General features: G+C 38.0%; 15 protein-coding genes and 1 riboswitch. Of the genes, 13 read left to right on the top strand and 2 right to left on the bottom strand.

Going from position 1 to position 15,332, the window contains the following annotated elements; all coding sequences use genetic code 11:
• The first annotated feature begins 255 nt into the window (after positions 1 to 255).
• The 3 genes from N178_RS14010 (at position 256) to N178_RS14000 (ending at position 3,605) form a co-directional block, all read left to right on the top strand.
• The gene (locus tag N178_RS14010; RefSeq protein ID WP_013059051.1) at positions 256 to 972 is read left to right on the top strand and encodes a response regulator transcription factor; all 717 of its coding nucleotides are present in this window, start codon (positions 256 to 258) and stop codon (positions 970 to 972) included.
• Positions 972 to 2,744, top strand: a complete 1,773-nt coding sequence (locus tag N178_RS14005; RefSeq protein ID WP_045292942.1) for an ATP-binding protein — start codon at positions 972 to 974, stop codon at positions 2,742 to 2,744. The genes N178_RS14010 and N178_RS14005 overlap by 1 nt, the downstream gene beginning before the upstream one ends.
• Before the next feature lie 171 nt (positions 2,745 to 2,915).
• Positions 2,916 to 3,605, top strand: a complete 690-nt coding sequence (locus N178_RS14000; RefSeq protein ID WP_045292940.1) for a peptidoglycan DD-metalloendopeptidase family protein — start codon at positions 2,916 to 2,918, stop codon at positions 3,603 to 3,605.
• Positions 3,606 to 3,636: 31 nt separating this feature from the next.
• Here the strand turns inward: N178_RS14000 and serA are convergent, their stop codons facing one another.
• Positions 3,637 to 5,211: a phosphoglycerate dehydrogenase gene (gene serA / locus N178_RS13995; protein ID WP_045292938.1), complete on the bottom strand. Its 1,575-nt coding sequence runs from the start codon at positions 5,209 to 5,211 to the stop codon at positions 3,637 to 3,639.
• 299 nt (positions 5,212 to 5,510) lie between these two features.
• A riboswitch (FMN riboswitch) is annotated at positions 5,511 to 5,654 on the top strand.
• A 154-nt stretch (positions 5,655 to 5,808) separates the two neighbouring features.
• Here serA and N178_RS13990 point away from each other — a divergent pair.
• The gene (locus N178_RS13990; protein ID WP_028411530.1) at positions 5,809 to 6,384 is read left to right on the top strand and encodes an ECF transporter S component; all 576 of its coding nucleotides are present in this window, start codon (positions 5,809 to 5,811) and stop codon (positions 6,382 to 6,384) included.
• A gap of 81 nt (positions 6,385 to 6,465) precedes the next feature.
• Here the strand turns inward: N178_RS13990 and N178_RS13985 are convergent, their stop codons facing one another.
• Positions 6,466 to 6,714: a ferredoxin gene (locus tag N178_RS13985; RefSeq protein WP_013059046.1), complete on the bottom strand. Its 249-nt coding sequence runs from the start codon at positions 6,712 to 6,714 to the stop codon at positions 6,466 to 6,468.
• Between the two features lie 257 nt (positions 6,715 to 6,971).
• Between N178_RS13985 and N178_RS13980 the strand changes: the two genes are divergently transcribed.
• From N178_RS13980 to N178_RS13940, 9 genes are all read left to right on the top strand, one after another.
• Positions 6,972 to 8,021, top strand: coding sequence for a YpbB family protein (locus N178_RS13980; RefSeq protein ID WP_045292936.1), 1,050 nt, complete (start codon positions 6,972 to 6,974; stop codon positions 8,019 to 8,021).
• A gap of 23 nt (positions 8,022 to 8,044) precedes the next feature.
• Positions 8,045 to 9,562, top strand: a complete 1,518-nt coding sequence (locus N178_RS13975) for a RecQ family ATP-dependent DNA helicase (RefSeq protein ID WP_045292935.1) — start codon at positions 8,045 to 8,047, stop codon at positions 9,560 to 9,562.
• Entirely contained in the window at positions 9,562 to 10,167 is a 606-nt protein-coding gene (locus tag N178_RS13970; protein WP_045292932.1) for a CPBP family intramembrane glutamic endopeptidase, read from the top strand. The genes N178_RS13975 and N178_RS13970 overlap by 1 nt, the downstream gene beginning before the upstream one ends.
• A gap of 88 nt (positions 10,168 to 10,255) precedes the next feature.
• Positions 10,256 to 10,711 (top strand): DUF2663 family protein, encoded by a 456-nt coding sequence (locus N178_RS13965; protein ID WP_045292931.1) that lies wholly within the window; start codon positions 10,256 to 10,258, stop codon positions 10,709 to 10,711.
• A 54-nt stretch (positions 10,712 to 10,765) separates the two neighbouring features.
• Positions 10,766 to 11,140, top strand: coding sequence for a hypothetical protein (locus N178_RS13960; RefSeq protein WP_029714579.1), 375 nt, complete (start codon positions 10,766 to 10,768; stop codon positions 11,138 to 11,140).
• Between the two features lie 20 nt (positions 11,141 to 11,160).
• Positions 11,161 to 11,928, top strand: coding sequence for a metallophosphoesterase (locus N178_RS13955; RefSeq protein WP_045292929.1), 768 nt, complete (start codon positions 11,161 to 11,163; stop codon positions 11,926 to 11,928).
• A gap of 107 nt (positions 11,929 to 12,035) precedes the next feature.
• Positions 12,036 to 12,947 carry a MerR family transcriptional regulator gene (locus N178_RS13950; RefSeq protein ID WP_045292927.1) on the top strand — a complete coding sequence of 304 codons (912 nt, stop codon included), beginning with the start codon at positions 12,036 to 12,038 and terminating at the stop codon, positions 12,945 to 12,947.
• Between the two features lie 127 nt (positions 12,948 to 13,074).
• Positions 13,075 to 13,677, top strand: coding sequence for a genetic competence negative regulator (locus N178_RS13945; protein ID WP_045292925.1), 603 nt, complete (start codon positions 13,075 to 13,077; stop codon positions 13,675 to 13,677).
• A gap of 357 nt (positions 13,678 to 14,034) precedes the next feature.
• The gene (locus N178_RS13940; protein WP_370506064.1) at positions 14,035 to 15,300 is read left to right on the top strand and encodes a Glu/Leu/Phe/Val family dehydrogenase; all 1,266 of its coding nucleotides are present in this window, start codon (positions 14,035 to 14,037) and stop codon (positions 15,298 to 15,300) included.
• Positions 15,301 to 15,332 lie beyond the last annotated feature (32 nt).

The following is a 15,332-nucleotide window of genomic DNA, read 5'->3' as shown; positions in this document are numbered from 1 at the left end:
TTGATGGAGAATCACATTTGTTCGGATTTTTTTATTTGCATGGTGAACGGAGGCTTCATATATGTAGTTGCTTCTAGCTCCTGTATTTTATTTGTCCATCTGTAGATTGGATGGATTTCGATATGTCTCAACCTCTTTTTTGAGGAAAAAAGCTATTTTTCATAAAGGTGTTCACGAATTGTCACATTGTTTGGGTAACATAAGTAGAACTCGCCGGTTTTTTTTTGTACACTAAGACTAGGAGGTTGAAAATACATGCAAAACGAACAAAGATTACTGCTAGTAGACGATGAAGATCGCATTAGACGATTGTTAAAAATGTACTTAGAAAAAGAAGGATACATCATTGAAGAAGCAGCCGACGGGCATGAAGCAATCGAAAAAGCGTTACACATAGATTATGATTTGATTGTATTAGATTTAATGATGCCTGGCATAGACGGTATTGAGGTCTGTAAACAAATTCGCGAGAAAAAAGCAACTCCTATTATCATGCTTACAGCTAAAGGTGAAGAAGTAAACAGAGTCCAAGGGTTTGAAGTAGGTACAGATGATTACATCGTTAAGCCGTTTAGCCCAAGAGAAGTGGTTCTTCGCGTAAAAGCACTGCTTCGACGTTCTTCTCAAGCAACGTTTATTCAGCCAGAAACGAGCGTGAAAAACCTCATTGTCTTTGATCACTTAACGATTGATAATGATGCACATCGCGTTACAGCAGACGGAAAAGAAGTTAACTTAACTCCAAAAGAATATGAATTATTATGCTACCTTGCAAAAACGCCAGATAAAGTATACGACAGAGAGCAGCTGCTGCGTGAAGTGTGGCATTATGATTTCTTTGGAGATCTTCGTACGGTAGATACGCACGTCAAGCGTTTGCGTGAAAAGTTAAATCGCGTATCGTCACAAGCGGCGAAAATGATCGTAACCGTTTGGGGAGTAGGGTATAAATTTGAGGTTGAAAATAACTGATGTTTTGGAGAAGTGTAGTTGGTAAACTATGGTTTACTATCCTATTGCTCGTTACGCTTGTTTTATTTATTTTGACCATTTTACTGCTTCAGTTTTTTGAAAATTATCATGTTGTAGACGCAGAAAACCGTTTAACTAAAACGGCTGCTAAAATCTCTACCATTGTGCAGGAAACAGAGGATGAAAAGCTAGGACTATCCATTGCTCGTGAACTTGCAGATCAAGCAAGTGTAGTTATTGTTCAAGATAACGATTTTTATTGGCATTCCACACATCCTGATAAAGAAAATAAGAAAGCTATTTCGGCCATTGTTAAGCAAAACGATCAGCTAAATCAAGTGGTTGAAAAAGGTAAAGTAATACGGGAAAAAATGTACATGACCACAAAGAAAGACACGAGTGATGAGCCTTTAATGTTTGTTGTCGGTGTACCTTTAATGAAAGATAATAAACCGACAGGCGGCGTTTATCTGTATCAATCTCTTTCTGAAATTGAAGAGCCCGCTCAATATACGACTAAGTTCATTTTATTGGCTGCAGGTATTGCTATTATTTTAACTACTATCTTTGCTTTTTTCTTATCTACTCGAATTACAGCACCTCTTAGAAAAATGAGGCAGGCGGCATTTGAAGTAACAAAAGGGAACTTTGATACAAAAGTACCTATTTTAACTCACGATGAAATTGGAGAGTTAGCGATTGCTTTTAATCAAATGGGCAGGCAGTTAAAGTTTAATCTCAATGCGCTCAATCAGGAAAAAGAACAGCTTTCAAGTATTTTAAGCAGTATGGCAGACGGTGTTATTACGTTTAGTAGAGACGGATCGATTTTAATTACCAATCCCCCAGCGGAGCATTTTCTTCAGACTTGGTATTACGAGCAGGATGTGAACAACCAGCAGGTGCCTGAGCTTCCAGCAAACGTCGTGCATTTGTTTCAAACGGTAGTAGAGACTGAAACGGAGCGAAGTGCAGAGCTGAAAATTCAAGGGAAAACGTGGGTCATTTTAATGTCACCGCTCTATAATCAAACGAAAATCCGCGGTGCTGTAGCTGTACTGCGAGACATGTCTGAAGAGCGTAAACTTGATAAATCAAGAAAAGATTTTATTGCAAACGTGTCTCATGAATTGCGTACACCTATTTCTATGCTTCAAGGTTATAGTGAAGCTATTATTGACGATATTGCAAGTACGGATGAAGAAAAGAAAGAAATTGCACAGGTGATTTATGATGAATCACTCCGTATGGGCCGGCTTGTAAATGAACTTTTAGATTTAGCGCGAATGGAAGCGGGACATGTGCAGCTTCACTTAGAATCTGTAGCAATGGTTGAATTTACAGAACGTGTTTTGCGCAAGTTTCAAGGGTTAGCTAAAGAAAAACATATTAAACTGTCTCTTAATGGAAAAATAGAAGATGAATTTGAAGCGATGATTGATTCAGACCGTATGGAACAAGTGCTGACAAACTTAATTGATAATGCCATTCGTCATACGGATGACTACGGAGAAGTAAAGTTGCATCTTGATAAAAGTCAATCCGAAATCCATCTTTCTGTTCAAGATACAGGAGCAGGGATTCCAAAAGAAGATCTTCCGTTTGTATTTGAGCGATTTTATAAAGCTGATAAAGCCAGAACGAGAGGAAAGTCAGGAACTGGTCTTGGGCTTGCGATCGCTAAAAATATCGTGGAGGCACATCAAGGGATTATTGCAGTTGAAAGTGAATTAAATGAAGGAACAACTTTCTTTATCAAACTGCCAAAGTAAACACATGCTAACTAACAGTTTGTCTTCAGCTGAAATAATAAGAATAGCAAAGAGATGTGATTCATTGGAGAATCACATCTCTTTATTTTTTCTATAAACAAGTCTAAAAGAGAAGGAATTGGCATATAGTATGTTTTGTGTGCAATGATCTACATAGGAGGTTCTTTCTTCATGATTGACGTGTTAAGAAGAATATTGGTTGTATTAGTGATGGGATTGTGTATAGGTCTTTTATTTTTGGGCGGACAAATGGTAAAGGCAGAAGAGAAGCAGTGGGAGTGGCCGGTTGAAGGAGTCTTAACTGATATATTTGGTTCTCGTCAAGCCAAACACTTTGGAATCGATATAGCAGCACCTGTTGGTACACAGGTGTATGCTGTTGCAAAAGGAGTGGTGAGCCGCTCTTATTATTCAAATACATACGGGCAAGTTGTTTTTATCAAACAAACGAATGGATACGAAACGGTCTATGCTCATCTAGAGAAACGACTTGTTGCAGAAGGAAATTCTGTAGCCCCAGGTCAAAACATTGGATGGGTTGGCAATACAGGACGATCTTCAGGTGCACATTTGCATTTTGAAGTTCATCAAGGAAGTTGGAATCCGGATAAAACCAATGCGGTAAACCCACTCGCCAAATTGGACAAGCAAAAACTATCGGCATACGTAAAAAACGATTTAGCTGCCACGGTTTTTCAGCAGTTACATCAGGCTTCTGATAACTGTATTCTTATCCATCAAGGAGATACATTATCTGAACTTGCGGCCAAATATGAAGTCGATGTGGAGCAGCTAAGAAAGTGGAATCATTTAGAGAACACCGCTTTAAATGCAGGACAAGTGTTAAAAATAAGTCCATAAAAAAAGAGCCGCTAAGGCTCTTTTTTCAATGTCACAACTCAATGCGCTGTATGGTCACAATTTCGCTTGTTTGTTTTAATGAATTGATGACAGAATCATCTAAAAGTTTATCAAACGTGAGCATCATAATGGCTTCTCCGCCTTTTTGCTTACGGCCCACTTGCATGGTAGCAATGTTAATACGTAAATCTCCAAGTACTTTCCCTACATTTCCAATAACTCCGGGCTGATCACTGTGACGGATATAAAGAAGATGTCCTTCTGGATAAAAATCAATATCAAACGAATCAATATTAACAATTCGAGGTCCATATCCTGCTATATAAGTGCCCGTAATCGTAAATGTACGCTGTTCGCCTGTTACTGTAACGTCAATTATATTAGAATATCCTTGCGTATCTTCCGATGTTTTTTCACCAAATGTAATTCCTCGTTCTTTGGCAATCATAGAAGCATTGACTTCGTTAACAGGTGAGTCAATACGATGGGTTAAAAAGCCTGATAACAAGCTCCGTGTAATATAAGTGGTTTCTAAATCCGTCACTGTACCTCCGTAGGAGATCGAGATATGCTGAACGGGTTCTCGCATGCATTGAGATAAAATAGCTCCCATTTGTTTAGTAAGGCTCGTAAACGGCTGAATTTTTTCAAAAACTTCTTTAGAAAGCGTTGGTAAATTAATAGATGAACTTACAGGATTACCTTCTAGAAAACGCAGAACGTCATGTGCCACGTCTTCAGCAACGTTAAGCTGGGCTTCTTTTGTAGAAGCTCCTAAATGGGGAGTTGTAATAACTTGATCAAAATGTAACAAAGGGTTATCAATCGGCGGTTCAACTTCAAATACGTCAATAGCTGCACCTTGAACATGGCCAATTTCTAAATAATGAACTAAGGCTTTTTCATCAATGATCCCGCCGCGTGCGCAGTTTAATAAAAATACACCCTTCTTTGTTTTGGCTAATGTTTCATGATTGAGCAATCCCTTGGTTTCTTTCGTAAGCGGAGTGTGTACGGTAATTACATCCGCTGCTGCTAGTAATTCATCCAGGGATAATAGTTCTACGCCTAGCTTTTCAGCTCGGGAAGAGGTTAAAAAAGGATCGTAAACGTGAACGCTCATATTGAAGGCTTTTGCGCGTTTCGCAAGCTCTGAGCCAATTCGTCCAAATCCGATAATGCCCAGGTGTTTGCGATTAAGCTCTGTTCCAACAAATGCTGAGCGGTTCCATTCGCGCGCTTTGACTGAAGCATTTCCTTGGGGGATATGCCGAAACAAGCTAGCCATCATAGCAAATGTATGTTCCGCCGTTGAAATGGTATTTCCGTTCGGCGCGTTAATAACGACAACCCCTCGTTTGGTTGAGGCTTCAATATCAATATTATCGACACCTACTCCAGCGCGAGCAACAATTTTTAAATTCGGCATTTTTGCCAGCAAATCCTCTGTAACCGTCGTAGCACTCCGTACTAAAAGCGCATCGTACGTATGCAAATCATTCTCAACTTCTTCAACTTTTTTTCGCGTAAGATTCACATGAGGAGCTTCAAGTAGTGGAGCAAGACCTTCATTGCTAATTGAATCAGCTACTAATACGTTATACATGACGTGAACATCTCCCTTGGATTTTACTATCATCAAATATTTGATAATTTACCATGTTAAAAAAATTCTGTCAATTATATTTTTTAAACTTTACAATTAGTTATCAAATACACAATTGTAAACGTAAAATTGAAACTATAAATATGTCATAATGCTGTTGGTTATGCACTTATTTCCTTATTTTACATATAAAACAGTAATGAAGTTTATAAAAGACATCAATTTAATAGGAATTAAAAAAACTTCTTTATTTACTTTTAATTCGAGATAACATATAATAAATTCATAATTAAATATTGGTCTATCTTCGGGGCAGGGTGAAATTCCCGACCGGCGGTAAAAAAACAAATTGTTTTGAGCCCGCGAGCTTATATGTAATACATACGAGCAGATTTGGTGAAATTCCAAAGCCGACAGTACAGTCTGGACGGGAGAAGGTGGAGGTTCAGCGTTCAAAACCTAATGTGATGAACGTTTATTAAATATGCCTGCCATGTCTCCTCTCAACGAATCATTTGTTGGGAGGTTTTTGCGTGGGGATATGAAGTTGAACCTTTCTTCTTTGAAGAGCGGATCACAAAGAAGGAGAGAGGCAAGATGCAACAAAGTAAGAAAACTCAAAAGCTGGTTATACTAGGAATGTTAAGCAGTATTGCTTACATTTTAATGATGATTAATTTTCCGATTCCTGGATTACCTCCGTTTTTAACAATTGATTTTAGCGAAATTCCTGCACTCGTAGCAGCACTTGTATTTGGACCTATGGCTGCTGTTATAGTAGAAGGAATAAAAAATTTATTGAATTATTTAATTCAAGGAAGTGCCACAGGGGTTCCGGTTGGTCAAGTGGCGAACTTTGTAGCTGGTTTACTGTTCGTTCTTCCTGTATCATACATGTTCCGCCGATTTAAAACGGCTAAAGGCGTAACGATAGGTTTGGTTACGGGTACGGTTGTAATGACGGTACTCATGGCTGTCTTAAATTATTATGTCTTTTTACCGGCGTACACAATCTTCTTACAATCGCCAGAAATGTCTAGTGAACAAGCACGTCAATATATCGTTGCAGGTATTTTGCCGTTTAACTTAATAAAAGGAGCAGCAACAGGGGTTATTTTTGTCTTATTGTTTTCAAAAATGAAGCAATGGATCACGCGCCGCGTTGCTGTTTAATTCAATCGCTCTCCCGGGGAGAGCGATTTTTATATATAAACAAACCTGCAGTATGTACTATACTACAGGTTTGTTCAATACTTATTCGAATTTATTAGCATCGCCTTCGAATTTTTCATCCGCTACGCGAATTGAATCCGTAGGGCAGCCTTCCATTGCATCCATCATATCATCTTCTAGATCTTCTGGAATTTCTACTACACCTTGGTTATCATCTAATGTTACGAATGCAATACCTTCATCATCATAATCATAAATGTCTGGTGCTGCTGCTCCGCAAGCGCCGCATGCGATGCAAGTATCTTTATCAACAATTGTATATTTTGGCATAACAAGACCTCCTGTAAAGTGTTCGAAAATTTCTCATTATATAATCTCTTCGCGAATCAAGAGTGAAATTTCTCCTTATTCATTGTAAAATGATTTATAAAACTTTTCAATAGAAAAGTCACTGAGAATGCTTATCAAATCAAGGTTTCTTCACTTATCCAAACGTTTTGATACATAAAGGAAAGAGCTAAAAAGCCTTTATCTCACATGCTGTTGGTCACTTTTGGTACAATGAATGAGAAAGGAAGTTGACACCTTTGAATTATATTCAAGTTAGCATTTTATTTTGTATAAAACAGTTAAAAGGTGAACGAACCGCCTATGGTATTTATCATTTATTAACAGGTAAAAAGTCAGCTCAAACGATTCAAGACGGAAAAATTTTTGGAATCTCTTTTCTTTTTCAGTCATTTCTTTACTTAGATAAACGGTCTTTTGAAACCTGCGTTGCATATTTAAAAGAACAGCAGTATATTGAAGAAACTGAAAATCAAAAGTATGTGATGACAGATAAGGGACGAGCACGCCTTGAAGATGAACTGACGGATCGGCCCTTTCATCCGGCTTTAGACGGATGGAAATTCGCAAGCAGTACTCAATTATTTTTAGCAAGAATCACTTTGTTCATTCAGACCTTATCAAACCTACAGTATTTTCAAAAAGGGTTTTTACCCATTTCAAAAAACCCTGAGGTCATTCAATGGGTCAAAACGTATATTATGTCTCAAAAGCAAACGCGTCAAGAGTTGGCTGCCGAGCTATTCAAAGAGCTCCGAACGTGCTTGAAAGGTTGTACGGAACGGGATGCGTCTCTTTTTGTTTTGCAACTGACTGGATACCAAAGAGTAGGCTTTACAAAAAATCAGTTAGCATATCAATATGAACTCGATGAACATTATGTTCATATTCAACTTTTAGGAGTTATTCATCATATCATTGAAAAAGTGAGTAAAAATAATGAAAGCTTTCATGTACTTTCTTCTTTTTTACATGATTTATATTTAGAATTACCTTTGACGAGCTCGACGTTAAAAACGTATAGCTGGCTTCAAAAAGGAAAGGCACTTGAAGAAATTGCTTATATAAGGCGTTTAAAAGAAAGTACAATTGAAGATCATATTGCAGAATTAGCTCTGTTTGTTCCGACTTTTTCAATCGATGCATACGTATCGCCTAAGCAGCAGGAAGAAATTATCTCGGCTTTTGAAGGTTTGCGTACAAATAAATTAAAGATGATAAAGGAAGAAGTAAAAGACGACGTTACCTATTTTCAGATTCGTCTCGTATTAGCAAAGCATTTTACCTGATACTAAAAAAAGTGGTGTTTGATGTGAAGATAGAACAACTTCTACAGAAACAATTTGGCTATAGCCAATTTCGGCTAGGACAAAAAGAGATTATTCAAGATATTTTAACAGGTCATAATGTGTTAGCGGTTCTTCCTACAGGAACAGGAAAATCATTGTGCTATCAGCTCCCAGCTTATTTGTTGAACCGACCGGTGCTGATTGTATCTCCTTTAATTTCACTGATGGAAGATCAAGTTCAACAACTAAAGGCAAGCGGAGAAAAGCGAGTTATTGCCTTAAATAGTTTCCTACAACAAGAAGAAAAACGACGGGCGCTAAAAGATTTAGCTTTTTATCGTTTTATTTATGCATCTCCTGAAATTTTGCAAAATGCTGTTGTAGTAGAAGCATTAAAGCAGGCAAAGGTAGGCCTTTTCGTTGTGGACGAGGCGCACTGTATTTCTCAGTGGGGACATGATTTCCGTTTGGATTATCTTCAGTTAGGAGATATATGGAAGGAACTTGGCAGTCCGCTATGTCTGGCATTAACGGGAACTGCGACTAAGGAAGTAGTGGAAGATATTAAGCGCTACTTATCGCTGCCTGTGGTCAACGAGCACATCTATTCCATGAATCGAAGTAATATTGCGATGAAAGTTGATTTTGTTGCAAGTATTGAAGAGAAAAAAGAGAAGTTGCTGATGTACGTTAGTGAACTGCAAAGTCCGGGAATTATCTATTGTTCCAGCCGATCTTGGACAGAAGCATTAACACAGCTTCTAAAGGAAAATGGGATACAGCGAGTGCAGTATTACCACGGGGGAATGGAACCGAATGAAAGAATGCTTGTTCAACAGCAATTTTTAGAAAATCAGCTTGATATCATTTGCTGCACAAGTGCATTTGGAATGGGGGTTAACAAATCGAATGTTCGCTTTGTTATTCATTTTCATGCACCTACGCAGCTAGAAGCATACGTACAGGAAATTGGAAGAAGTGGACGCGATCAGCAAAACAGTATTGCGATTTTGCTTTATGCTGAAGGAGACGATGATTTTGCTCATTCTTTACTTGAAATTGAGCTTCCTTCTTCAGATACCATCTTATACTGCTTGTCGTATTTACGAAACCATGATCAGGCCATTCCTTTAAAACAAGTAGAGTCTCATTTTCTTTATACGGTGGGTATTCAAGAAACACATTGGCGATTTATTCGTTATTATTTGCACAGAGAAAATGTAGTAAAAAATGAACATGTTGAACCCTGGAAAATTCCTGAATCGCTGCATGAAACGATTGTTGCAGCTGTAAATAAACGTCTTCGGAACAAACATGACAAGTACCGTGCCATGAAGGGGTTTGTTGAGGCAAAAGAATGCCGTCGGCAGGTGCTCCTTGGCTATTTCAATGAGCTGGGAAAATCAGAGCTTCAGAATTGTTGCGATTGCTGCGGATTGGATTTAGAAGCCTATAAAAAAACAAATGGTGAGCAAGAGCAATGGACATTTCAAGGCTGGGAATTAGAATTAGCTCGTTTGCTTCGTCAAGGAGAGATATAATGGCAAAATCACAGCAAGAGCTTATTTCATCTATGACGGATGCAGAGCTGGTTAAAAATTTATATGTAACGCAGCTGCTCATCTGCTTTATTGCTTTAGGCATCGGTTTTTTTACATTTGATTCGTGGCATTCCTTTTTACAGTTTTTTGAGCTGGATTGGGCTTCTATTTTATTGTACGGGGGAGGCACAGCTCTCTTGGTGGTAGGAGGAGATATGCTTCTAATGAAATATGTACCTGAACATTTATATGACGACGGAGGGATCAATGAACGTTTATTTGCTAATCGTTCTGTTCCTCATCTAGCCTTTATTTGCCTAATCGTTGCATGTTCAGAAGAAATATTATTTCGAGGGGTTATACAAGTTCAGTTTGGCCTTTTTTGGGCGAGTATCGTATTTGCACTCGTTCACATTCGATATTTAAAAAAGTGGTTTCTTTTTATTTCGGTTGTGGTTTTAAGCTTTTTAATAGGGCTACTGTTTTGGTGGACTGAAAATTTGTATGTCACGATTTTCACTCATTTTCTCATTGATTTTTTATTAGGCCTGCAGATACGAAAGTCAAAAGGGAAATCTGTACAGCCAGAAGAACTAATGCAGTAAAGGTTAAGGAAACAGCCATTATTTTCAGTGTTATCCACATAATCTTTTATATTCACTCATATGTTGTACTAGCATACGAGGGGGTGGAATGTTGGGGAACAAGTTGATAGACTTTGAAAGCGATGAAACACTTCAATATATATTAGCGAGCGTTATCAAAAGAAAAGAGACGGTTAATAAGCTGAAAGCTAAAGAGAAAAAATGGAAGCTCTTGTTTTTAGCCAGTGTAACGGCTGTCATTAGCTACTTTTTTTTCATATTTCAAAGCGGTTTTTTTACAACGTTTAGCGAATTTTTCTCATTTTTGTTAGGCAACATAGGGCATTTGATGTTTCTATTGCTTACCGTCTCCCTTTACTTTTATACTGTACAGCTGCAGAAAAAAAGCGAGAAAGCAGAAAAGACTTTTCAAGATTTGCGCTGTGAGATTATTAAAAGAAGCAAAGAGCTATGGGCGACGCCTGAAACATGGGAGCACCGAAAAGAAACGTTCCGCTGGATGCAGTCCACCTATGGAATTAATTTATATCATGAAAACAAATAGAATCGCATGAAAAAGCCTCTTTTTACATAGAAGTTTAGTGAAGGGGGTTTTTTTGTGAGAGATTGGTTTAACTTGCTGGCTGCGTGGTTATGCAGTTATTATATCAGCAGTTTAACGGCTGCAGGCTCAAAAGCCTCGTTAACCTATTTACTTATTCAAATGATTTTACATCCGTTAGATGTGTTTGGTATTATAATCTTATTTTTCACGGCTCTTTTTTGTCTGTCGGCGGCAGTTCGTAAAGTGTTTCTGCAAAGTCGGTTGTTTCTAAAAGGCTATAAAGTAAAATGGCATGAATATCTTGTTTCATGTTTATGTGTGATAGGGATTTTATCGTTAAGTACAATTGCGCTTTATCAAGTAGTAGGTTTGTTAACAATTGCGACAATTTATGCCCTTTCTTCTTTAACAGAAACACACCGTGTATAAAATGAAAAGAAGGAGAACAGATGGTTATTTTTTTAATTATTTTAGCGTTAGGCATAGGCCTGCTGATTTTTATGTTTTCAGAAGCCCATCGTACATATGTAGAAGAAAGAACGATTCATTTATCAACATTTCCCGAAAATCAGCAGTCTTTACACCTGTTTTTTATATCGGATATCCATAAGCGAACAGTTTCTTCGAAGCTGTTGGGAAAAATACCTGGTGAAGTAGATTTTGTGATCATAGGCGGTGACTTACTAGAAGGAGGAGTACCTTTATTGCGTGCTCGTCAAAATATTCAAAAGCTTAAAACGCTTGGACCGGTCTATTTTGTATGGGGAAATAATGATTACGAAGTAAGTCAAATGCAATTGAAGCAGATGCTTAAGGATGAAGGAGTCATTGCCCTTAAAAACGAGCATGTCATTGCAGTTTCTAAACATGGTACTACATGCAATTTTGCGGGAGTAGATGACTTATCAGAAGGTGAAATGAATCTAAAGAGAGCTGTTTCTTCCATTGAACCTGAACAGCTTACCATTCTTCTAAGCCACAATCCTGATGTTATCTATTATGTAGATGAAGAATCAAAAGTAGATTTAATTTTGAGCGGACATACACACGGAGGACAGATACGCTTATTTAATTTTGGTATGTATGAATTAGGAGGACTGAAAGAGAAAAGACAGATTCCTCTTTTTGTTAGTAACGGATATGGTACAACCTCCCTGCCTCTCCGTTTACAAGCTAGAGCACAAACGCATTATATCACTTTAAAAAGGAAAGAATAGCCTTGAACAAACTCTTTACATAGCATATACAAATTTTACACACAGGATAACTTATCCTATAATTCAATTAATAGAAACAGTTCACGAAGAGTAGTTGGAGGTTACGTATGGCTCACGAAGGGAAGTATAATATTAAAGCCATCTCAAATATGGTCGGGATCCAGCCGGGAACTTTGCGTGCATGGGAACGACGTTATCAAATTTTAAATCCTGTCCGCAATGAATCGGGGCATCGGTTATATACAGAGGAAGATTTGCGGAAATTAAAATGGCTCACGGAAAAAGTGAGCGGAGGTTTTACCATTAGTCAAGCGGTTTCGTTATTAGAAACGGAAAGTAGTACAGTAGGAACGTTTGAAGAAGAAGGAGAAGTAGATTCCCCTCAAAAAATTAGGGATGAGCTGTTAACAATGCTTTTATCTTTTGAAGAAGGAAAAGCACAGGATTTAATTAATCATGCTTTTAGTCTGTATTCGGTAGAAAAAGTGGTTATTGATATTTTGGGTTCTCTACTCGTGACGGTTGGAGATATGTGGGAAAAAGGGCAAATTACAAGTGCTCATGAGCATTATACGACTCAAGTATTAAAAACGCGTATCAGCATGATTTTTTATTCGCTGCCTTCAAATGGCTTGTTGCCTAAAGCGATTGCTGTATGCGGACCTAATGAGACACATGAAGTAGGACTCCTAGTCTTTACGCTATTTTTACGCCGTAAAGGGTTTGAGGTTATTTATTTAGGAAGCAGCATTGAAGATAAAGATGTTGAGTTAATTGTTAAGGAAGTAGACCCAACGTTTTTATTTATGTCATGCACAATGATGGAAAATGCCGAGAAAACACTAAATTTGACGAACCAAATGATAAAGAAATTCCCGCATCTTAAAGTAGGATTAGGCGGTTATGTATTTGATGGTTTAGATAGCAAAAGAAAAGGCGAGACCGAGCCGTTTATTTTAGGAAATACAAAAGAAGAGTGGAACAGCTGGCTAACAAAAAAATTAGCAGAAATTGATTGAGAATAGCTTGTCTTTCCTGTCATAAACCTGTAAACTCGTAAGTAAACATCACGAACCGTTTTCCAAAAAATACATATACTGCATTATCGAACCATGTGGTTATGAGTGCAAGCGGGGAGGGACGCTAATGAGGCTTGAACGATTAAACTATAATAAGCTAAAAGTTTTTTTGACCTACGATGATTTAACAGAAAGAGGGTTAACAAAAGAAGATCTATGGACAGATACATTCAAAGTAAAACAGCTCTTTCGTGAGATGATAGAGCAAGCTTCTCAAGAACTGAACTTTGAACCTACAAATTCTCTTTCGGTAGAAGTTTTTTCACTTCAAGCACAGGGAATGGTTGTATTTGTGACAAAGCAGTATGAAGAAGAAACCAGCTACGGTGAGTTCGATGAAGACGAGTTCGAGGACTTCATTGAAATGCAGGTCATGCTAGATGAAAGCGAAGACATGTTTTTTGAGTTTGATTCATTTGAAGATGTCATTCAGCTGACCAAACGCATGTCAAACTTTTACGATACGGATAGCGTGCTCTATTCATTCGAAAAACGTTTTTACGTGCTGTTGGATTATCACATGCTGTCACCAGCTGAAGTTGGGAATATGATTGCGGTTTTGGCGGAGTATGGAAATCCCTCTACAATTACAAAGCACCGCGTAAATGAATATGGAAAAATATTAGTAGAAAAGAGAGCTCTGGAGTATATTAACTCTGTCTTTTCTTAACTGTTTAATTGAAATAATTACACCCGTGAAGGATAAAGCACTTTTATTAAAATAAGAGTGGCTGCACTTTCAGCTTGTACAAAGTTGTTAAAAGTGCTCTTTATCACCGGGTGTTTTTTATTTTTTTAAGACGATTAACGCATACTAGAAAAGAGGCAGACTTAAAACATTGTAGCATACCTTGTAAAGTTATTGGAAGCGTTTTCTTATAAGAACACAAAAAATACTAAAAGTTCGATATTTTCCTTTGCAATGTAAAACTAAGGGTGTATACTATGTCATGAAAGAAGCACCATTCAATTAAAAACGAATAATTTTCGATACATTTTAGGAGGTTTACAGATGGTAGCCGACAAGATGCAAGACAGTAAAAATAGCCAAGAAGAGAAGCATGATGTTTTAAAATCTACACAAACAGTGATACATAAAGCGTTAGAAAAACTAGGCTATCCTGATGAAGTGTATGAACTATTAAAAGAGCCATTACGAATGATGACAGTGAAAATTCCTGTTCGTATGGATGACGGATCAGTTAAGATTTTTACAGGTCACCGAGCGCAGCATAATGATGCAGTTGGTCCTACGAAAGGTGGAATTCGTTTTCACCCAAACGTAACTGAAAAAGAAGTAAAAGCCTTATCTATATGGATGAGTTTGAAATGTGGAATCGTTGACCTTCCTTACGGTGGAGGAAAAGGTGGAATTGTGTGTGATCCTCGAAATATGTCTTTTGGAGAATTAGAACGTTTAAGCCGCGGATATGTTCGTGCGATTAGCCAAATTGTTGGACCAACAAAGGATATTCCAGCGCCGGATGTGTTTACAAATTCACAAATTATGGCTTGGATGATGGATGAATACAGCCGGATTGATGAATTTAACTCGCCTGGCTTTATTACTGGAAAGCCCCTTGTCTTAGGTGGTTCGCACGGCCGTGAAACAGCGACTGCAAAAGGAGTAACTATTTGTATTCGTGAAGCAGCGAAAAAACGAGGCATTGAATTACAAGGTGCACGGGTAGTAGTACAAGGGTTTGGAAATGCAGGAAGCTTTTTAGCTAAGTTCATGCACGACGCTGGCGCTAAAATTGTAGGGATATCTGATGCATACGGAGCGCTGCACGATCCTAATGGTTTAGACATTGATTATTTATTGGATCGACGCGATAGCTTTGGTACAGTAACGAAATTATTCAATAATACAATCAGCAACAAAGAGCTGCTTGAACTTGACTGTGACATCCTAGTTCCAGCTGCGATTGAAAATCAAATTACAGAAGAAAATGCCCATAACATTCAAGCGAGTATTGTGGTAGAAGCAGCAAATGGACCAACAACTCTTGAAGCAACGCGCATCTTGTCAGAGAGAGGGATTTTATTAGTTCCAGACGTTTTGGCAAGTGCGGGCGGTGTAACAGTTTCTTATTTTGAATGGGTGCAAAATAACCAAGGTTATTATTGGACGGAAGAAGAAGTAGAAGAAAAGCTTGAAAAAGTAATGGTTAAATCATTTAATAACATCTACGAAACTTCTACAACTCGAAAGGTCGACATGCGCCTAGCTGCTTATATGATAGGCGTAAGAAAAATGGCGGAAGGCTCTCGTTTCAGAGGCTGGATTTAAAAACAGAACAGCAGAACAGCAGAACAATTGCG

It is taken from the genome of Priestia aryabhattai B8W22, assembly GCF_000956595.1.
Taxonomy (GTDB): Bacteria; Bacillota; Bacilli; order Bacillales; family Bacillaceae_H; genus Priestia; species Priestia aryabhattai.
The sequence above is the reverse complement of the archived record's forward strand: the minus strand, read 5'-3'. Positions and strand labels throughout refer to the sequence as shown.

Excerpts from the sequence above, each read along its gene's own strand:
- N178_RS13945 (WP_045292925.1), top strand. The coding sequence starts at position 13,075 with ATGAGGCTTGAACGATTAAACTATAATAAGCTAAAAGTTTTTTTGACC.
- N178_RS13940 (WP_370506064.1), top strand. The coding sequence starts at position 14,035 with ATGCAAGACAGTAAAAATAGCCAAGAAGAGAAGCATGATGTTTTAAAA.
- serA (WP_045292938.1), bottom strand. The coding sequence starts at position 5,211 with ATGTATAACGTATTAGTAGCTGATTCAATTAGCAATGAAGGTCTTGCT.
- N178_RS13955 (WP_045292929.1), top strand. The coding sequence starts at position 11,161 with ATGGTTATTTTTTTAATTATTTTAGCGTTAGGCATAGGCCTGCTGATT.
- N178_RS13965 (WP_045292931.1), top strand. The coding sequence starts at position 10,256 with ATGTTGGGGAACAAGTTGATAGACTTTGAAAGCGATGAAACACTTCAA.
- N178_RS13950 (WP_045292927.1), top strand. The coding sequence starts at position 12,036 with ATGGCTCACGAAGGGAAGTATAATATTAAAGCCATCTCAAATATGGTC.
- N178_RS14000 (WP_045292940.1), top strand. The coding sequence starts at position 2,916 with ATGATTGACGTGTTAAGAAGAATATTGGTTGTATTAGTGATGGGATTG.
- N178_RS14005 (WP_045292942.1), top strand. The coding sequence starts at position 972 with ATGTTTTGGAGAAGTGTAGTTGGTAAACTATGGTTTACTATCCTATTG.
- N178_RS14010 (WP_013059051.1), top strand. The coding sequence starts at position 256 with ATGCAAAACGAACAAAGATTACTGCTAGTAGACGATGAAGATCGCATT.
- N178_RS13970 (WP_045292932.1), top strand. The coding sequence starts at position 9,562 with ATGGCAAAATCACAGCAAGAGCTTATTTCATCTATGACGGATGCAGAG.
- N178_RS13990 (WP_028411530.1), top strand. The coding sequence starts at position 5,809 with ATGCAACAAAGTAAGAAAACTCAAAAGCTGGTTATACTAGGAATGTTA.
- N178_RS13985 (WP_013059046.1), bottom strand. The coding sequence starts at position 6,714 with ATGCCAAAATATACAATTGTTGATAAAGATACTTGCATCGCATGCGGC.